We start from the raw sequence: 16,910 nt of genomic DNA on the forward strand, positions 1-16,910 counted from the left end.
TCACTCCGCTGCCCGCACCGGCTGCAGGTTCGGCTTGCTTCGTTCGGGCGCCTGCTGTGCCCCCAGGACCTGCGCCTTGGTGCCAAATGCTGTTAGTTTGCCCGCCTGTACAACGGCGACGAGATCCATCTGCTCAAGTACGCTGGGGCGATGGGCGACAACGATGACAATGCCACCCCGCTTCTTGATGCCAGCAATCGCTTTGTTCAGGGCCTGCTCGCCCTCGGTGTCCAGAAAGGCGTTAGGCTCATCAAGAACCACCACAAATGGATCGTCGTAGAGCGCGCGAGCCAGTCCAATGCGCTGGCGCTGTCCGGCTGACAGGGCTGTCCCCTGGGACCCGAGCGGAGTATCGTAGCCATCAGGCAGGCGCACGATCAGCTCATGAACGCCCGCTGCCATTGCGGCGGCTACCACACCCTTACCGTCGCGCTTGGGCGCGAAGCGCGAGATGTTCTCCACAATGGTGCCGTCCATCAGCGCCACTTCCTGGGAAAGGTAGCCCACATAGCGCCCCAGGACCTCTTCCTTCCACTGCAGCAGGTCGGCATTGTCCAGGCGCACCGAGCCGCGCAACACCGGCCATATGCCGGTCAAGGCACGAATCAGTGTCGTCTTGCCACCCCCGCTCGGGCCAATAATGGCCAAGCCCTGTCCGGCCTTGACCTCCAGGCTCACTTCGGAAAGCAGGACCTGGCCTGAGGACGGAGCTGCTACAGTGATCTTCTCAACCCGCAGTGACTCTTTGGGGGCCGGCAGATCAATGCGCTCGGGCAGATCTGCCAGGGCCACCATGGTTTCACGCAGGCGCTTGTATGCCTGACGGGCCGTCACCATGCCCTTCCAGTTGCCGATGGCCATGTCGATAGGGGCCAGCGCTCGGGAGGCCGCGACTGAGACAGCGATAATGGCCCCCGCTGACATCTGGCCATGGATGGTGAAATAGGCACCCAAGCCCAGAAGGCCCGACTGCAGGAGCATCCGGAGCACACGTGAGATGGCGCTGAAAGTGCCTGTAATGTCGGTCACCTGCGTCTGCAGGACCAAGTGTTCAGAATTGGCCTTGGTATAACGATGGACGGCACGATCCTGAATGCCCATGGCCTTGATGATATCGGAGTTGCGAGCGTTGGAATCGGCGATCGCGCTACGAGCTATGTTCGCTTGGTGGACGGCATTGGCGAGCTGGCGGGACTTGAGTTCTGTCCAGACAGTCAAAAGGGTCAGCAATACTGCCCCGCCCAGGGTTACAGCACCCAGCACAGGATGCAGGAAATACACGAAGAGAATATAGAGCGGCACCCAGGGCAGATCGAACAGAGCTACTGGCCCCTGACTTCCCATGAAGGTGCGCAGAGTGTCCACGTCTCGACCGCGTTCCAATGCCTCGGCCGAGGAGAAGCCAAAACGAGGCATGTCAACGCTGACGCGATGAGCAATCGGGGAGAGAATACGATCGATCTTCGCCCCAATGCGCACGAGCAGTTGAGATCGTATGATGTCGAAAACGCCTTGAAAGAGATAAAGTCCTAACGCCAGGACCGAAAGCGCCGCCAGTGTCGGCACAGATCCGCTCGTGAGCGCCCGGTCGTAAATCTGCAGCATGTAGAACGAGCCGGTGAGCGCGAGCACGTTGATGATGCCCGAGATCCAGAACAGAAAGACTCCAATTCCCTTGAACTCTCGCTTGAGCATCGCGTCATTGCGGCGCTCTGCGAGAGCCTTACCAGACGTTGGCTTGGCCATTTTTCGACCCCTTCAAATGCAAGAAACCCGACCGGCGGGACGCCGGTCGGGCAAGGACATCTAGAGATTGAAGTCTGAGGATGTCAGGTTGTGATTGCCGGTTATCGAGATGCGGAAGTCCGCATCACCCCCATCGACGTTGCCGGTCACCACGGTGTATTCGCCGTCCTCCCGCACTTCGTGGCTTAGCGCGATCTGACCAGCAGATGGAGCGCCGTTTACCAGCGAGAAGGAGGTCCCCCCGGCTAGCATGCCGGACAGGTCTATCTTGTCGCCTGCCTCGAAGTTGAGAATGGTGTCGCCGTCGGCGGCGGCGGCGCTACCGAACACGAACACGTCCTCCCCAGCACCGCCATCTATGATGTTTACCGCGTTGCTGGCGGTAATGGTGTCATTACCGGAGCCGGTCGTAACATTCTCTACACCATAGAGCGTATCAGTGCCCGATTGGCTGCCAGTCACATAGCCCCTACCACCTATGCCTGTACCCAGGTTCACGTGGACCGCTTGGGTCATTGAGCCGAGATCGAGCGTATCGATGCCCGCCCCGCCATCAATCAGATCGTCCCCGTCATTGATGCGGCCGATGAATTTGTCGTCGCCGGAGCCGCCGTACAGTTCGTCATCGCCGGCACCGCCGTCGATCATGTCATTGCCAGCGTCGCCAGAAATCCAATCATCGCCGGCCTCGCCATAGAGCATGTCGTTGCCGTCGCCGCCCAGGACGTCGTCATCACCTGCGCCGCTCCAGACGACATCGTTGCCTGCGCCAGCGTCGGCGAAGTCGTCGCCATCACCAAGCCTGATGATATCTGCACCGGCTCCGGCAATGACGAAATCGACCCCGCTCATCCCGAAGATCAGGTCCGGCCCCGATGTTCCCATGAGGACACCACCAGCGGGCGTCCCGATCACGGGAGCGACTGGACCTGAACCGTCAGTGCCGCTGTCATCTTCTCCACTACTCCCGTCGCCCTCATCGTCTTCGTCTTCGTCTTCGAAGTCTTCCTCGAGGTCGTCATCATCCTGACCGGCGGCATCGTCATCGTCATCGTCGTCATCGTCATCGTCATCGTCGTCGTGGCCATCCTGGCCAGCGGTGTCGTCGTCTGCATCCAGACTATTGAAGATGTGGTCGTCATCGTCGTCCGGTGCATTCGAGCCATCAAGATCAAAGACATTGTCCGGCAGTCCCGTCAGCCCGGTGTTGCGGGCGATGATGCCGGCAAATGTGACGCTGCTCTCCCCACGGAACAGCGAGTCATCGAAGATTTCCAGGTAGTAGAGACGGTCGCCGTGTTGCAGGCGGTTAAGCTGCTCGAGGAAAATGTAGCCGAAGGTCGAGCCGAGTTGGCCAGCCACAGGCTTTTCAAGCAGACCTCCGACCCACAAATCCATGGAGTCGAACCCATCGGGATAGGCTTGCTGGAGCTTGGCAAGCATCACGCTGGAGATGCCATTGCGCAGAGCAAAGTCCGCCCAGCCGGTATAGGGCTTCAAGGCACTAAGGTGCGTCTGCTCGTACAGTTGCGAGCGCACTACATTGAACGGCGCAACGCCCATGTCCCGGCCGCGGAAGATATTGAGTGCGGCCAGATCGAGCGGCCGACCCACGAGCTGGTTGCGCAGTGCGTTGACCACATCCTCGTCAATCGCTTGATGCTGCACCTGGATCGCGCCTGCCAGCAGGTTGCTTACGCCCAGATTGACCACCTGTGCCGGGCTGAGGAAGGCCTGAACCAGGGAGACCTCCTGGAGCGCACCGTTCTCATCGACGTAACTTACGGTCTCGTTGAGCATGGAATGGCCGAAGCGGTACGCCGCCTGGGCAAACTCTACCGAAATCGAAGCGTCGATGGTCGGGTCGTATCCCTCGAAACCGTGCTCATTGTCGTCGCTGTCGCCAAACCCGCCGGCCATTGCCGTGGTGAACTCGGTGAACACCACGCGCTGGTATTCTGCGATGTTCCGAATACGAGCCGCTTCGAAGTATTCCTGTTCGGTCCACTCGTTGTTGGTGCGGGCCTTCAGTTCGTCGACCCAGAAATTGTGATTTCGGTGCCAGATCGTGTGGATCGAGGTCAGCATCACGTTCTCATTGGCCCGGCCGTCGCCGGCCACGAAGTAGTGGCCGATCTGGTCGAGATCGAGATACCGGGTCTCCGTGCCATCGGGGAGCGTCACAAACTTCGGAATGAAGTCGATCAGGAGCGGCTGCCCGGATCCCTGATAGTTGGAAATATCGTCCGAAGTCAGTTCGCCTCCATCGGTCATCACCCGGAAGTTGTCGCGGATATGGGCCACGGTGGGCAGCAACGCATAGCCAGTGGCGTCGATGTCGCCGGACAGCATATAGGCAGTCTGGACCGGGTTGCCGTTCTCTCCGACCTCCCACCGCCGCAGAACGTCGGTAACGGCGTCGTGCGAACCATAGGCCTGGTTCTGGTCAACATAGGGTGAGGCGTGGTTGACGTATTCGGCCGGAATTTCATCGCCGTTGTCAGGGATGCCATCGGGGTCGATACCTGTACCGGGCACGATGTTGGACCTGGGGGCCATGACTGGGGTCACCCCGACATCGCCGATATACACAGAGCCAGGCTGGCCCTTCGCCACGAAGTCGAGGCCGTGGTCAAAATACTGGCCGAAGAAGGTCAGCAGGCTGGTGCCGCCAAAGGCATTGACGATGCTTTCCTCGATGCCATCCCCATCATTGTCCTGGTTGGACAGGATGTTGGAGATTTCGCGCGGGGTGAGCGCCGTCTGCCGGATCCCGGTAGCGCCATCGGTGAAGTAAGAGTCAGTCAGGCGAATGAACCGATGATCGGCCGCTCCCCAGGTCGGGTTGTCGACATTGTTGCCATAGCCGGACGAGTGCCTGTCGAAGGCTGGGTCTCGCACCATGTCGAGCAAGTCCTCGATATCCTCGTCGTCCAGCAGGTTGCCACTGTTGCCAGGGCCGTTCTGGAACTGGGGGGGCACCGAGCCGGTGAACATCACCGAATGTGTGCCGTTCGAATAGGTCTGGGTGCCGTTGCCATTGTCGACAAGGGTGTAGTCCGCGACATCTTCGCCCGGTGCAAGTTCGATAACGTCCTGCGGCCGAACTGTGCCGACAATGGTGTCGTTACCGCCATTGGAACGGAAGACTATGCGGTGCGCTGAGGTCAGGGCCGAGAAATCGACGGTGTCATCTGCCGCACTGCCGTTGACGGTAATGGTCGAGAAGTTAAGGCTCGTTCCGAGGAAGTTGCCGATCACCAGGACTGTGTCACCGCCGGTCGCGCCGCCATTTGGTACGCCGTTGCCGTCATTGGCTGACACCTCCAGCGTGTTGACCACAATCTCCTCGATATTGTCGAGCTCGGCGATAATGGACGCATTATTGGTGCCGTTCCTGGTGATGACTATTTCCGTAGCAGCGGCCAAGCCAGTCATGCCGGCCAGAACTGCTTCAGCCCTGGTGTAGATGCGGAAGGTCTCGGCGCCGTCGTTGCCTGTTAAGACAAAGGTATCGTTGCCTGCGCCGCCATCGACACGATCACGGCCATCAAAAGTTCGCCAGATGATGGTGTCGTTGTCATCGCCTCCATTGACCGTGTCGTTGCCGGTCCCTCCGGTCAAAATGTCATCGCCGGAGCCCCCGTTAAGAGTATCGGCGCCACCATTGCCGTTGAGGATATCATTGCCGGCGGCACCATTGAGGACGTCAGAGAGAAAGGACCCATTTGCAATGTCGTCTCCGGCGGTGCCATTGAAGGGGCTCGGGGCAATTGGGCCGCGCGCCCAGTTGGCCCCCACAGGCGCCGTGGCGTCAGAGACCAGTGTTTCCGGATTTCCCCCTCCGTCTGTAAAGCTGACCGCAACCCTCACTTGCATTCCTGCAAAGGCATTGGCAGCATTGCCCAAAGGACCGAGATCGACATCGGTGGGCGTAAAGCTGGGGCTGTTGCCACCGAGAAGAGCCGGCACGTTTGCCCAGATGACCCCATCGACAGATACTTGCCACTGAAAGCTGAGCGGGCCCACGCCATTCGCATCGGTGATTGAGGACACATCAACGGTGAGCGGCTGACCTTCGGTCGGCGTTAGATCACTGATGACCGGCGCACCCTGTGCGGGCTGGTTGATAAGATCCGCCAGCACAATGGTCTGGTCCCGGAATTGCAGCCGCTCGATATTGCGAAGAGTGTCCACCCCATCCGAGATCAGCTGACGACCGGTCACCGGATCAATATCGGCGGTAACATTCACATGTGCGACCGTGACCGAACCATCCGCGTTCAGGGTGACCGTATAGTTTTCCGTGCCGTCATCGGCGAGGAAGTTGTCGTTGAAAACAGCGGTGTCGACGTCCTCGACGGCACCGTCATCCGCAATGATTTCGCGTACGATGTGCATTTGGCTGGGCACGATCGTCCTTGAAACCAGCAGTTCGAACAGCGACTTGCCGATCCAGGCCGGTTCAACCGCATCAACAGCGGTGAACACATGCTTGAGCGTGTAGATAGTCGAGATCTCGTTGGCAGCTGTGTTCTCAGCGCCCGGATCGGTCAGGCGGATCCGTACGTTGAGGCGAGCATTGCCGTCGATGAAGTCGTCGCCTCCATTGCCCTGAAGGATGTCGCTCCCGCCACCGCCAAGCAAGATATTGCCACCGGTGAAGGCTGTTATGTCTTCACTGGTCCCTACCGGGACACCGGACACCAGGTCGCCCAAGAGCTCGCGAAGACCTTCGATGCGATCCAGACCAGCCTGGCTTAGCTCGTCCTTGAAGAACAGGGTTTCAGTGTTGTTGACCGTGGGTATGGCTGGGGGAGTGCCAGCAACGCGATCATCACCGCGCAGAGTGTCGTTCCCGTCGCCGCCCGAGAGTGCCTCGACCTTGTCAAAACGGTTTCGCAGGATATCGGCTTCTTCGGTGGTGAAGATGCGGATGCGCATGTCGGCATTGGCACCGAAAGTGGCGCCTTGGTAGCTGACCCAGTCAAAGCCGAACATACCTTCATTGCGCATGACGCTCTCGCCCTGCACCATGATGTCGTCGCCCGACTCGGCGTCGAAGTCGTGCTCGTCCGAGCCGGCGAACATCACGTCATGACCAAGAATTGTCGAGTTGAAGAATAGTTCGGAGTTATCACCCGCGGTGGTGTCGAACCCCCCGCCAGCTTCTATCCAGTCGTCCCCTTCATTGCCGAGCAAGAAGTCCGCACCATCCCCGCCGAGGATGAAGTCATCGCCTTCACCGCCGAACACTTCGGTGTCGTCCTTACCGGCGAAGACAACATCTTTGCCTTCGCCGCCCATCAGGACGTCGAGTCCGTTGGAGCTGGCGATAACGTCGTCGCCGGCATCGCCCTTGATGAAGTCGCCCTCGTCTCCCTCATCGAGGATGATGTCGTCGCCCGCCCCGCCCATGATGAGGTCGACACCTTGGCCACCCTCGATATAGTCGTTGCCGGCATCGCCCCAGATCGCATCGTCACCGAGATCGCCGATCAACACATCATTCGCTGAGGTGCCGCCCAGGACGACATGCTCGCCGCCAATGTAGCGGAGATAGTTGTCATAGTAGGCTTGGAAGGCGGCGGGCAGAGTCCGGCCAACCTGGGTGAAGCCTAGACCGGCCAAAACGTCATCGATGTCGTTGGGGTCCTTGCCATCTAAGCCACCATTATAGTCCTGCTGGTAGTTCTGGTTGACCTCCAGCACCAGGTCATACTTCGCGAACGAGTCGATACCGATGTGATGACGGATCACGTCATCGGCGGTGCCGCGAATGCCGTCCGGACCGGGTTCGGTCAGGTCGGTGTTGGCCATAATCATTTTGGAGAAGGCGTTGTTCTCCAGTGCGTCCAGGAAGTTCAAGCCCTGCGTGCGTGTCAGGTAGTAGAACCGATCTGCATCCTGCAGTGCCTCCATTTGCGCTTCGAACACTGCGGTGAATGTCGAACCAAGCATACCGCCGAACAGCAGGATCTTCTCGGCAAGGCCGCCAATCCACAGGTCGACGTCATTTAGGCCGCCCAGATTGCCGGAAAAGCTGCCCGTGCCGTTAATGAAGGAGTTGCGGTCTGCAATGTCGGTTGGGTTGCCGGCGGCATCCACACCGAACACCAACTCCATTGCAACTTCCCGCTTCTCTGCAAGAGTGTCCGCCGCCAAAAGCAGGCTATGAGTGCCATAGGCCGCCACGAAGTTCACGACGGAGAGCGGGTTTTTCAGACCCACCGCAAAGTCTGCCCAGTTGTTATAGGGCCGCAGGAAGCTTTGCCCGGTCGCGGCATAAAGCTGTTCGCGTGCCTGGTTTAAGGTCGGCATTCCGGTGTCTCGACCGCGAGCAATGTTGATTGCCGCGAGGTCGAGTGGCAGTCCAAGCAGGTTATTGCGCAAGGCATCGACGACAAACTCGTCAATCGCATTGCCGCGCACATTCGTCAGCCCCCGGACAACCGCGCCCGCCGCTGCTTCACTGGATATGCCACCATCGTTGTCATACTGCACCGGGTTGAGGAACGCCGCGATCAAGCCGTTATCGACGGTATTGAGAAAGGCGGTGTCGACCGTCCCGAGCGGATCATAAAACGCGCGCGGTAGGCTGTCGGTCAGCATCGAGTGGCCAAACCGGTAAACCACATTCGCAAATTCAGCGAAAATGGCCGGATTGATGTCGGTGACGGAGTTGAAAACGAAGGGGTCAATCGCTGGCTGAATCTTGCGACCAAATTCTTCAAACACCAGATGCTGATACTGCATCTCGGTAGCAAAGCGGGCCGCCTGGAAGATGCGTTCGCCATCCCATGCAAGCGTTAGCCCGTCGAGAAATGCGTGCTTGTCGACGGCCGCTTCCAGAGAGGCATGCAAGCTGGCCAGTTCGCCGGCGGTAAGGTCGGTCACCAACCAGTCGTTAACAAAAGCAAGATCGCCTTCTTCAAGGATTTTCAGCTTCTGGATAACGGTCTGACGATTATGTTCGGAGTGGAAAACATGGTGGACCGCGGTCAGGCCAAAGTTTTCGTTGCCGCGTCCGTCGCCAGTGATGAAATGACGATCGAGCAGTTCGTTGTCGTATTCAGTGCGAACGCCAAAAGCGTTGAGAGCCTGAGCATTCCCGGTGTCCCCATCCGTGTCTGCTGAAGTCCAGACGCTGTTGAGGGTGGCAGGGTTACGGTCAGGGTCCACGAACACCGGCACGGCATCGTGTGCTATGTCATCCAGGAACGCGTTGGAGATCTTCACGGCGACGCCCCACGTTGCTACGGGCGTCGTGAGGTTCCCCTCAATCGTCGTATCGTCGGCAGTATTGGGGATACCATCCAGGCCGATATTGGTCACAATCAGGGGCAATCCGTTCGGACCCCGGACGAATTCGCCATATGCGTCCGTGCGAAGCAATGGAACAGCGTGCACATCGCGGTCGTCCAGCTCTATCCCGAGCAAGCTCCGGGCTTGTTCCTTGATGTCGCCCCAGGTTGCCAGCCCACCCTGTTGGCCCTCAAGAAGCCGTCCCGTCGAGACAGGACCATTTGGGCCCATCACATATTCGCGCAGGAACACCTGATGCGAAGCGTGTGACGTATAGGTCTGGTTTTGGTCCACATGCGGTGTAGTGACGTTTTTCTGCGTCGGGACACCGTTTTCATCAAGAACCGTCGTGGCTCTGGTCAGCGCCATGAAGCGCAGTTGCGTCGGCAGGTCGTCGGCGGTACCAAGGATGCCATCAGCACCGAGCACCAGCGGATCATCGTTCTGGAGCGGGACATAGATGGTGCCATTGCCGCCCTTGCTGATCAGATCCAGTCCATGATCAAAGAACTGGCCAAAAAATGTCATCCAGGCGTTGAAGGGCGCGGAGATGCCTTCATCGGGCGCCACGTTGGGAATGATGAGTCCGTTGGTTTCATCGAGAATGCCCATGTCATGGGCCATCGCGAGGAATGCTCCATTCGGATCAGCTGAGGCAGTCTGGGCACTCGCAAGCGCTTTCTCAGCAGTAGTGAGGGCGGCACCGGCAACCTGGATTGCATCCCAGGTAGTCGAGTCCAGCGGATCATAACCTGCCATCGCGGCCTGAAAATTCGTTTCGGCTACGGCCAGGTCCTGTTCCAACGCGGTCAGGTCCGCGCCACCGGCACCGCGTACGCTCAGCAATGCCGCGAGGTCGGCATAAGGGTCTTCCGAACCGGCGAAAACCAACGCAGCAAATATTGCAGCGGGGTTATTGATGCTCATGTCGGCGATGAGATTGGATATAATGCGAGGATCCGCATCGGCCACATTGCCGGTATTTCCGCCATTGGCAGCGCCGGGGACCCCGTTGAGGACGCTATAATCGGTATTTGTGACTAAGCCTCCGGGCCCGAAATTCATCGTGTCGCCATCGGCATCGTTCATGTAGTTCGGGGACAGGAAGCGAGGCATTGGCTGGTCGGAAGCGCCCCAGAGTTCCCGGCCTGCGACCAGATTGTTGTAGCTCCCGTCAACCGTCCGAATGCCAAAAGGGGTCTTGGTGTCCGGAATGGCCCGCGGCCAACCCGCGTCACCCGTGAAGACTCCATTTACATCGTAGAAGACGCCATCCGTAATCACCTCGCCGGAGGCAGGATCGATCCTGATCTCGGTCAGCGCGGCCCCATTTGCATGTGCCTCACCAATCTTGATCTGCTTGAGAATGAATTGCAGGTCATTGAGGTTAAGTTCGATCGCCATCTGTCCCTCCTGTTTCGACAGCCAAACCGCCGAGACTGGGCTCGGGCCGGACACGACTGTGAATTGCTGGGGTTCAGTGTTGCTCTTGTCAGCAATTAAGCGATACTGCACATCGTCAGGTCATTTAATCTGTAAAAGGACCTATCCGGAGTTGAGACCTTGGTCGGTATTGGAACTAGACTTTGGTCTAAAGGGAAAAACCTTTTCAGATCAGTCGCAGCGCAATTTTTCATCGCTTCCGTTGTAACGATCTTTGCATCCATGCTGGTTCTTGGGAGCTGGGTCAGCCACCAGATCAAGCATTCAGTCCTGGTTACGACGGGCGTCCAGACGAGCCTGTTCGCGGAAACCATCTTGGCGCCGTTCGTGCAAGATCTGGAGGCGGGCGGAACCCTTGACGAAGCAAGCATCAATGCGATTGACGCGCTCCTGGGCGAGACGCCCTTTGCGGATCTCTACGTATCGATCAAAATCTGGCGTAGTGACGGCCTTGTACTCTACGCGACCAACCACGACCTGATCGGCCAGCTGTTCGATCCTATCTACGTTCGCGAGGCCGCCGCAGGAAAGATCGTGGCCCAATTCGAGAGCGTCTACCGTTCTGAACACGCTCATGAGCGCCTGGTTCAAGAGAAGCTGGTCGAGGTTTATGCACCTCTTTTTCGGACCGGGTCAGATGAGGTCCTCGCGGTTGCGGAAACCTACGAGCGCGGTAACGCGCTCTCGGACGCGTTGGATCAAAGCCAGCAGATGACCTGGCTCGTAGTCGCAACTGCGGCCACAGGGCTTGTCGGGTGTCTCTATTTGATCGTCTGGCGAGCAAGTCAAACCATCGTGGCCCAGCGGAAGCTTCTGCGGTCTCGAATTGTTCAGCAGAGCCGACTGGCGCAACAAAATAGAGCGTTGCGCCTGGCCGCGGATAGAGCCCGTCTCAATGCAAGCACTCAGACTGAGCACCACTTGAGCCGGATCGGCTCGGACTTGCACGACGGCCCCCTTCAGTTGCTAACGCTTTCTACGCTCAAAATGACCTCTGCAGTGCGCATTCTCCGAACGGCAGGAATAGAAAGAAAGGCCGTAGAGCAACAGATCGAGACAGCCGTAGAGATGACCCAGAATGCCTTGGGTGAACTCCGCGCAATTGCGACAGGACTAAGCTTGCCGGAAATTGCCGGCCTGACTCTTAAAGAAACCATACATCGGGCAGTTGAGCGGCATCAGGCCCATACCGGAAACCATGTAGAACTGTCCGTGGTGGCAGTGCCCGAACCTGTTAGTGAAGCGCTAAAGACATGCGCCTTCAGAGTCGTGCAGGAAGGCTTGAATAACGCCGCCAAACACTCGCCGAACGCCGCCGCCACGGTAAGCGTCGCGCTCTCGGGTGATACGGTCGAGATCCAGGTGCACGACGATGGACCGGGAGATTTGAAGTCGCTTGAGCAACAGAATGGTCGGGCCCAACTTGGGCTATCAGGTCTACGGAACCGTGTGGCAGCGCTGAACGGCCGGGTGAGTTTTTCTTCTACACCGGCAGACGGCACTTTGCTGAAGGTGAACCTGCCCCTTAATCAGCAGACCATGGCTCGATAAAAAGTAGCCCCGCGATACCAATCAGTTGGTTGCCTGAGTCACCACCGATTTTCCGGCAGTTATCAATGCAGGGACAGTCCGCGCCAGCGTTAGCCGTCCAAGCCGCCGCTTTTCTGGGCGGCAAATACGACCTCAAGTCGATTTTTAGCATTCAACTTCGTCATCAGTCCACTCATATAGTATTTTACAGTCTTCTCGCTGATTGACAGATGGGTGGCAATCTCTCGATTGGTTCTGGCCTGCATCAGGTGCCCGATAATTTGCTTCTCTCGCACACTGAGACGAATTGCATTGCTAAGCCGGCTACGAGCCTCCTTGTCGCGCAGACCGCCCAAAACCTGGCTCGCGAACTGTTTGGTGATGTACAGCTCCCCGCGCATCACAGTTTCCACAGCTTCAATTATCTCCTCAACCCGGCCGCCTTTAAGGACAAAGCCAGTCGCACCGGCGTCAAGCGCCTTGAGTACGGAGTCGGCGCTGGAAAAGGCCGTGAGCACGATGACATGAACATCGGGGAAGGTGCGCGACACTCGCGAAATCATCGCGAAGACATCTCCCGGCATGGACAAATCGGTGATCAGAACATCCGGCCTGTGCGTCTCAACGATCTCCAGGGCGGCGTCCGCTGAAGCGCCATCAGCGACGACTTCAAGATTCTGTTCGCTCGCAAAAATCGATGCCATGCCTTTCAACAGGACGGGATGGTCGTCCGCGAAGGCAATTCTAAATGAGTCTTTCATATCGCCCTCGCAGCACGCTATTCAATTGGGACGCTGCAACCAATAGTAGGCCTGAAGAGGTTGCTTGGCTATCGCGTAGTTAAGGGATCGTTAATCGACCCATTAGAACCACCGGACGGTGGCTAAATGCTTCAAATTCAAAGCGCCTGTTGGTTGCTTGGACGTGAGCGATCTTCTTTCGAACGTTGGCCCCGCGAGCCGTGACCAAAGTCAGCGGACGCCGGAACCCAGCTTCTTGGGGCATGGGCGGGACGTCTGCCTCCGGCGTTCAGCTGTCCTGGCGGGCCGATGTGTGGCTGCTTTCGGGTGGCGTAACCGCGGCGTCTTGACCCAGAAGGGGCTCATCACAGTGATGATCACCTATCGAGTAAGTCGCGAACCCTCGCAGCCAGGTCAGCATATCCAAAAGGCTTGGTGATCAACTCCACGCCGGCGTCCAAGCGCCCGTGATGCACGATCGCGTTGCGCGCATATCCTGTGGTGAACAATACCTTCAGGTCCGGACGCATCGTCTTTGCCTTGTCCGCCAGAGCAGTCCTTCTACCCCCATCCAGACAACTTGCAGGCACGCGATTTAGATGCTAATACGTATCAGCGCTAATACGCATTAGCACGTTTGGGAGCACACCATGGCGTCGACGAAACGACTGACACAAAACGACATTGCGCAGCTCGCCGGCGTCAGCCAGGCAACTGTGTCCCTGGTGCTCAATGGGACGCCTGACAGCCGCAATCGCATCCCGACTGAAACGCGCGAGCGTGTCGAGAAAGCCATTCGCGACACCGGCTATGTGGCCGACCCGGTTGCCCGTCGCATGGTCAAAGGCCTGAACCGCATTCTGGGTGTCTTCACCTATGAGCCCGCCTTTCCCTCCGGTCAGGCAGATTTTTTCACCCCGTTCTTGTTTGGCATCGAAGAGGCCGCACAGGACAAAGGCTATGATTTGCTGCTGCTCACTGGGGCCAGCAAAGAGCGCAAGATCTTTGGTGAGAATGCCCGGCTGCGCCTGGCCGACGGCTGCCTGGTCCTGGGTCGCAAGTTCGACAATACCGAGTTAGCGAGATTGGTCGCTGGCGACTTTCCTTTTGTCGCCGTGGGGCGTCGTGACGATGCTGGCGGGCCCGTACCCTATGTAGGGGGTGACTATGCACCGGCCACGGCGGCTCTGGTCGAACGCGCCCGGTCCCTTGGCCACCATCGGCTCGCCTATGTCGGTCTGAACGAGGGGGCCGAATCTACCGTCGATCGCTGGTATGGCCTCAGTCGCAGCGTTGGTGAAGGCGAACTGGTCGCCAGCATTTTCGATGTCGGCAGGCCAGCTGGTGAAACGCTCGATATCCTGACCGCCGCCGGCGCCACCTGCCTATTCTTTACCGAGTTGGCCGATGCCATCCGCGTCGAACAGGCGGCGCGTGAACGCGGGCTGTCGGTGCCCGATGATCTCTCGATCGTCGTTTTGGGCAACCACATACGCGCCGACGAGCCGGGCCGTCGATTCACCTCCTTTGCCATTCCGCGCGAAGCCATGGCGCGCGCTGCCACCGAAATGCTGGTGCGTCGTGTCGAGCATGACGCGCCGGTCGAGCAGCTCCTGCTGCCCTGCGAACCGCTTGAGGGAGACACCCTTGGCGCGCCCTCCTCCAACACCAAGAAGACCCCATGACCAAAGATTACTCTGCCGACCTGCTCGTTGTTGGTGGTGGCCTGGGCGGCGTTGCCGCGGCCCTTGGCGCCCTCCGGGCCGGCCGCACCGTCATCCTGACCGAAGAATTCGACTGGCTGGGTGGCCAGCTCACCAGCCAGGCCGTGCCGCCGGACGAACATAGCTGGGTCGAGCAATTCGGCGTCACCCGCTCCTATCGCCAGCTGCGCGACGGCATCCGGCAATATTACCGCGACAACTATCCGCTGACGGAAGCCAGCCGCGCCTGGGGCGATCTCAATCCCGGCGCCGGTTGGGTGAGCCGGCTCTGCGCCGAACCACGTGTCGGTGTCGCGGTGATCGAAGCCATGCTCGCCCCCTGGCGTGGCGGCGGTCAGTTGACCGTATTGCAGCCCTGGCGGCCGGTAGCGGCCGAAATGGATGGCGACAGCGTCCGCGCTGTCACCTTGCAGCATCGTGACAGCACCGACCGTATCGTGGTGTCGGCGCCCTTCGTCGTTGATGCTACCGAGCTGGGCGATCTGCTGCCGCTGACCGGCACCGAATATGCCACCGGCTTTGAAGCCCAGTCCGATACCGGCGAACCTAGCGCGCCTGCCGAGGCGCAACCGGACAATGTGCAGGCCGTATCGATCTGCTTTGCCATGGACCATGTCGATGGCAATCACGTGATCGACAAGCCGGCCAACTACGACTTCTGGCGCCAGTACCAGCCCGATTTCTGGGGTGGTCCGCTGCTCGGGTTCAAGGCGCCGCATCCACGCACCCTCAAGATCACCGAGCGCAGCTTCACGCCCAATCCCGATGACGATCCGCTGCTGGTCGATGCCGACCAGCGCCGCAATCCCGCCTGATGTGGAACATGCGCCGGAAGATCGATGCCAGTGTCTTTCCGCGTCTTTCCGTGACCTATCTTACCCCCGTAGCAGGGCGCACTCGGGGCTATGGTGGCGCTGCTAAGATATCCTACATGAGCGGGAGCTATGGCGTTCAAACTACGGCGCGCCGACTCGAGCAAAGTCAGCTCGCGCGCCCAGTGGTGTGGAAACAATAGGCGAACTGCGATGTCCGCTTCCGGGAATGCGCCAAAGGTCATCCAATGGCAGGAACGGGGCGCTTGGGAGAATGTCCGCCATACGGGTTTCAGCCGGCGAGCCATGAGACACGCTATGGCAGATCGAAGTACACATCATCAGCGTTTTTGAACTCGCAAGGGTTTCCGTCCGGGTCCGCGAAGATAGCTATCGTACCCCACTCGAACCGCAGGACCTCGAATCGATCCCAAGCCCTTGGAGCCGGTGCCGACGGTCGAAGACGAGATTGTCGAAGCCAAGTTCGAGCGAATAGTCGCCCCCACGGTGTTCACCCAAGCGGCCTTGGCCAGGGAGTTTCTCAAGGGGCTCGGATACCCTGCCACGCGAAAATTGACGTCCGACTTGGCTTGGTCAAAAGTTGAAGACCGCCTTGCGCCTACTGGCTTTACGCACTTTGCAGTAGACGAAGTTCAGTATGCATTCAGTCCTTCTACTCTCGGCCGTCATTCTGCAGAGGGTGAGCGCATCAAGATCCAAGGCGCATTCAGCCGCCTCCTATACCACCCGGTATGGCCCCTGCCCCTCGTTTTGATCGGACTGCCCCAGATCGAAGCGGAATACTCGCACGCCGACTTCACCTTTATGCGTGAGCGATCCGATTTCATCGAGATCAAGGCGATGTCAATTGATGACCGGGCTGAACACACTCGCCTGAAGCGGGGTATAGAGGCGTTATGCGACATCGCTGAGATCGGGTGGACGCTGCACGACAACGATTACCTGTTCGGACGCCTGATCCACGCGGCAGGACGCGCGCGCGGAATGGCAATCCACCTCGCTACGGAAGCAGTTAGCGAGGCCGTGAGGGTTGGGTCACGCAACCTCCAGCTATCTCATTTCAGGGACATCTACGCGAGCAAGGCAGATTGTGGGCATGAGGCCAACCCGTTCGCAGCAACAAACTGGAGGGGACATAGACCCCGCAAACCTGCCCGGAGACCCGGACGAGAGTATTGGGGCGCGAATGAAGAAGATGAACCATGCAAGGTAAGCTCGCCGAACTCAAATGGCGAGAGCAGGAACCCGCTCATTCCTACGCGTCCCGCTTGGCAGCCCACTATGCGTGCTCTAGTGTAAAAGAGTTTCTCTCAGATTTTGATATCAACAACTACCGCTTTGCAGCCGGAGAGGATTTCGAGGTAGAGGCGCTAGCTACGCTTACCGGCACAGACCAGGATCTCCTCCGGCTCGCAACTCCAAAAACCAAGGCAGGCACTTTTGCATTCGGCTCGGAAAAGTTCAGCCTCTATTATTCGCGCCGCAAGCGCATAGCGGCTTGCGTGGAGTGCATCGGCGAAGACATCAACGGTCACCGAGACACTCTCCCGGAGGCAGCGGCCTACCTCCGCCAACCCTAGGTCCTGTCG

Annotated in this window: 6 protein-coding genes and 2 pseudogenes; 4 read left to right on the forward strand and 4 right to left on the reverse strand. The window is 58.8% G+C overall.

What is annotated here, in order from left to right:
- On the reverse strand, nucleotides 1–1,746 hold the full coding sequence (locus tag GGR20_RS04860) for a type I secretion system permease/ATPase (RefSeq protein WP_183310127.1): 1,746 nt from the start codon (nucleotides 1,744–1,746) through the stop codon (nucleotides 1–3).
- Nucleotides 1,747–1,806: 60 nt separating this feature from the next.
- Nucleotides 1,807–10,455 carry a peroxidase family protein gene (locus GGR20_RS04865; RefSeq protein WP_183310128.1) on the reverse strand — a complete coding sequence of 2,883 codons (8,649 nt, stop codon included), beginning with the start codon at nucleotides 10,453–10,455 and terminating at the stop codon, nucleotides 1,807–1,809.
- Nucleotides 10,456–10,614: 159 nt separating this feature from the next.
- Here GGR20_RS04865 and GGR20_RS04870 point away from each other — a divergent pair, with 159 nt between their 5' ends.
- Nucleotides 10,615–12,045 (forward strand): sensor histidine kinase, encoded by a 1,431-nt coding sequence (locus GGR20_RS04870; protein WP_183310129.1) that lies wholly within the window; start codon nucleotides 10,615–10,617, stop codon nucleotides 12,043–12,045.
- An 89-nt stretch (nucleotides 12,046–12,134) separates the two neighbouring features.
- Here the strand turns inward: GGR20_RS04870 and GGR20_RS04875 are convergent, their stop codons facing one another.
- A complete protein-coding gene (locus tag GGR20_RS04875) occupies nucleotides 12,135–12,785 on the reverse strand; it encodes a response regulator transcription factor (RefSeq protein ID WP_183310130.1) in 651 nt (216 codons plus the stop codon).
- A 356-nt stretch (nucleotides 12,786–13,141) separates the two neighbouring features.
- Nucleotides 13,142–13,318 (reverse strand): annotated as a pseudogene (locus GGR20_RS18640) (response regulator); the annotation flags it as partial.
- Nucleotides 13,319–13,414: 96 nt separating this feature from the next.
- Here GGR20_RS18640 and GGR20_RS04880 point away from each other — a divergent pair.
- The 3 genes and pseudogenes from GGR20_RS04880 to GGR20_RS04890 all read left to right on the forward strand — a co-directional run bounded on the left by GGR20_RS04880 (nucleotide 13,415) and on the right by GGR20_RS04890 (nucleotide 16,901).
- Entirely contained in the window at nucleotides 13,415–14,449 is a 1,035-nt protein-coding gene (locus GGR20_RS04880) for a LacI family DNA-binding transcriptional regulator (protein WP_183310131.1), read from the forward strand.
- Nucleotides 14,446–15,291, forward strand: a pseudogene (locus GGR20_RS04885) (FAD-dependent oxidoreductase); the annotation flags it as partial. The gene GGR20_RS04880 and the pseudogene GGR20_RS04885, both read left to right, overlap by 4 nt.
- A gap of 1,232 nt (nucleotides 15,292–16,523) precedes the next feature.
- A complete protein-coding gene (locus tag GGR20_RS04890) occupies nucleotides 16,524–16,901 on the forward strand; it encodes a TniQ family protein (protein ID WP_183310132.1) in 378 nt (125 codons plus the stop codon).
- The last annotated feature ends 9 nt before the right edge of the window (nucleotides 16,902–16,910 follow it).

Source organism: Devosia subaequoris (assembly GCF_014197055.1).
Lineage (GTDB): Bacteria > Pseudomonadota > Alphaproteobacteria > Rhizobiales > Devosiaceae > Devosia > Devosia subaequoris.

Coding starts and splice junctions, on each gene's coding strand:
- GGR20_RS04860 (WP_183310127.1), bottom strand. CDS start 1,746: ATGGCCAAGCCAACGTCTGGTAAGGCTCTCGCAGAGCGCCGCAATGAC.
- GGR20_RS04865 (WP_183310128.1), bottom strand. CDS start 10,455: ATGGCGATCGAACTTAACCTCAATGACCTGCAATTCATTCTCAAGCAG.
- GGR20_RS04875 (WP_183310130.1), bottom strand. CDS start 12,785: ATGAAAGACTCATTTAGAATTGCCTTCGCGGACGACCATCCCGTCCTG.
- GGR20_RS04880 (WP_183310131.1), top strand. CDS start 13,415: ATGGCGTCGACGAAACGACTGACACAAAACGACATTGCGCAGCTCGCC.
- GGR20_RS04890 (WP_183310132.1), top strand. CDS start 16,524: ATGCAAGGTAAGCTCGCCGAACTCAAATGGCGAGAGCAGGAACCCGCT.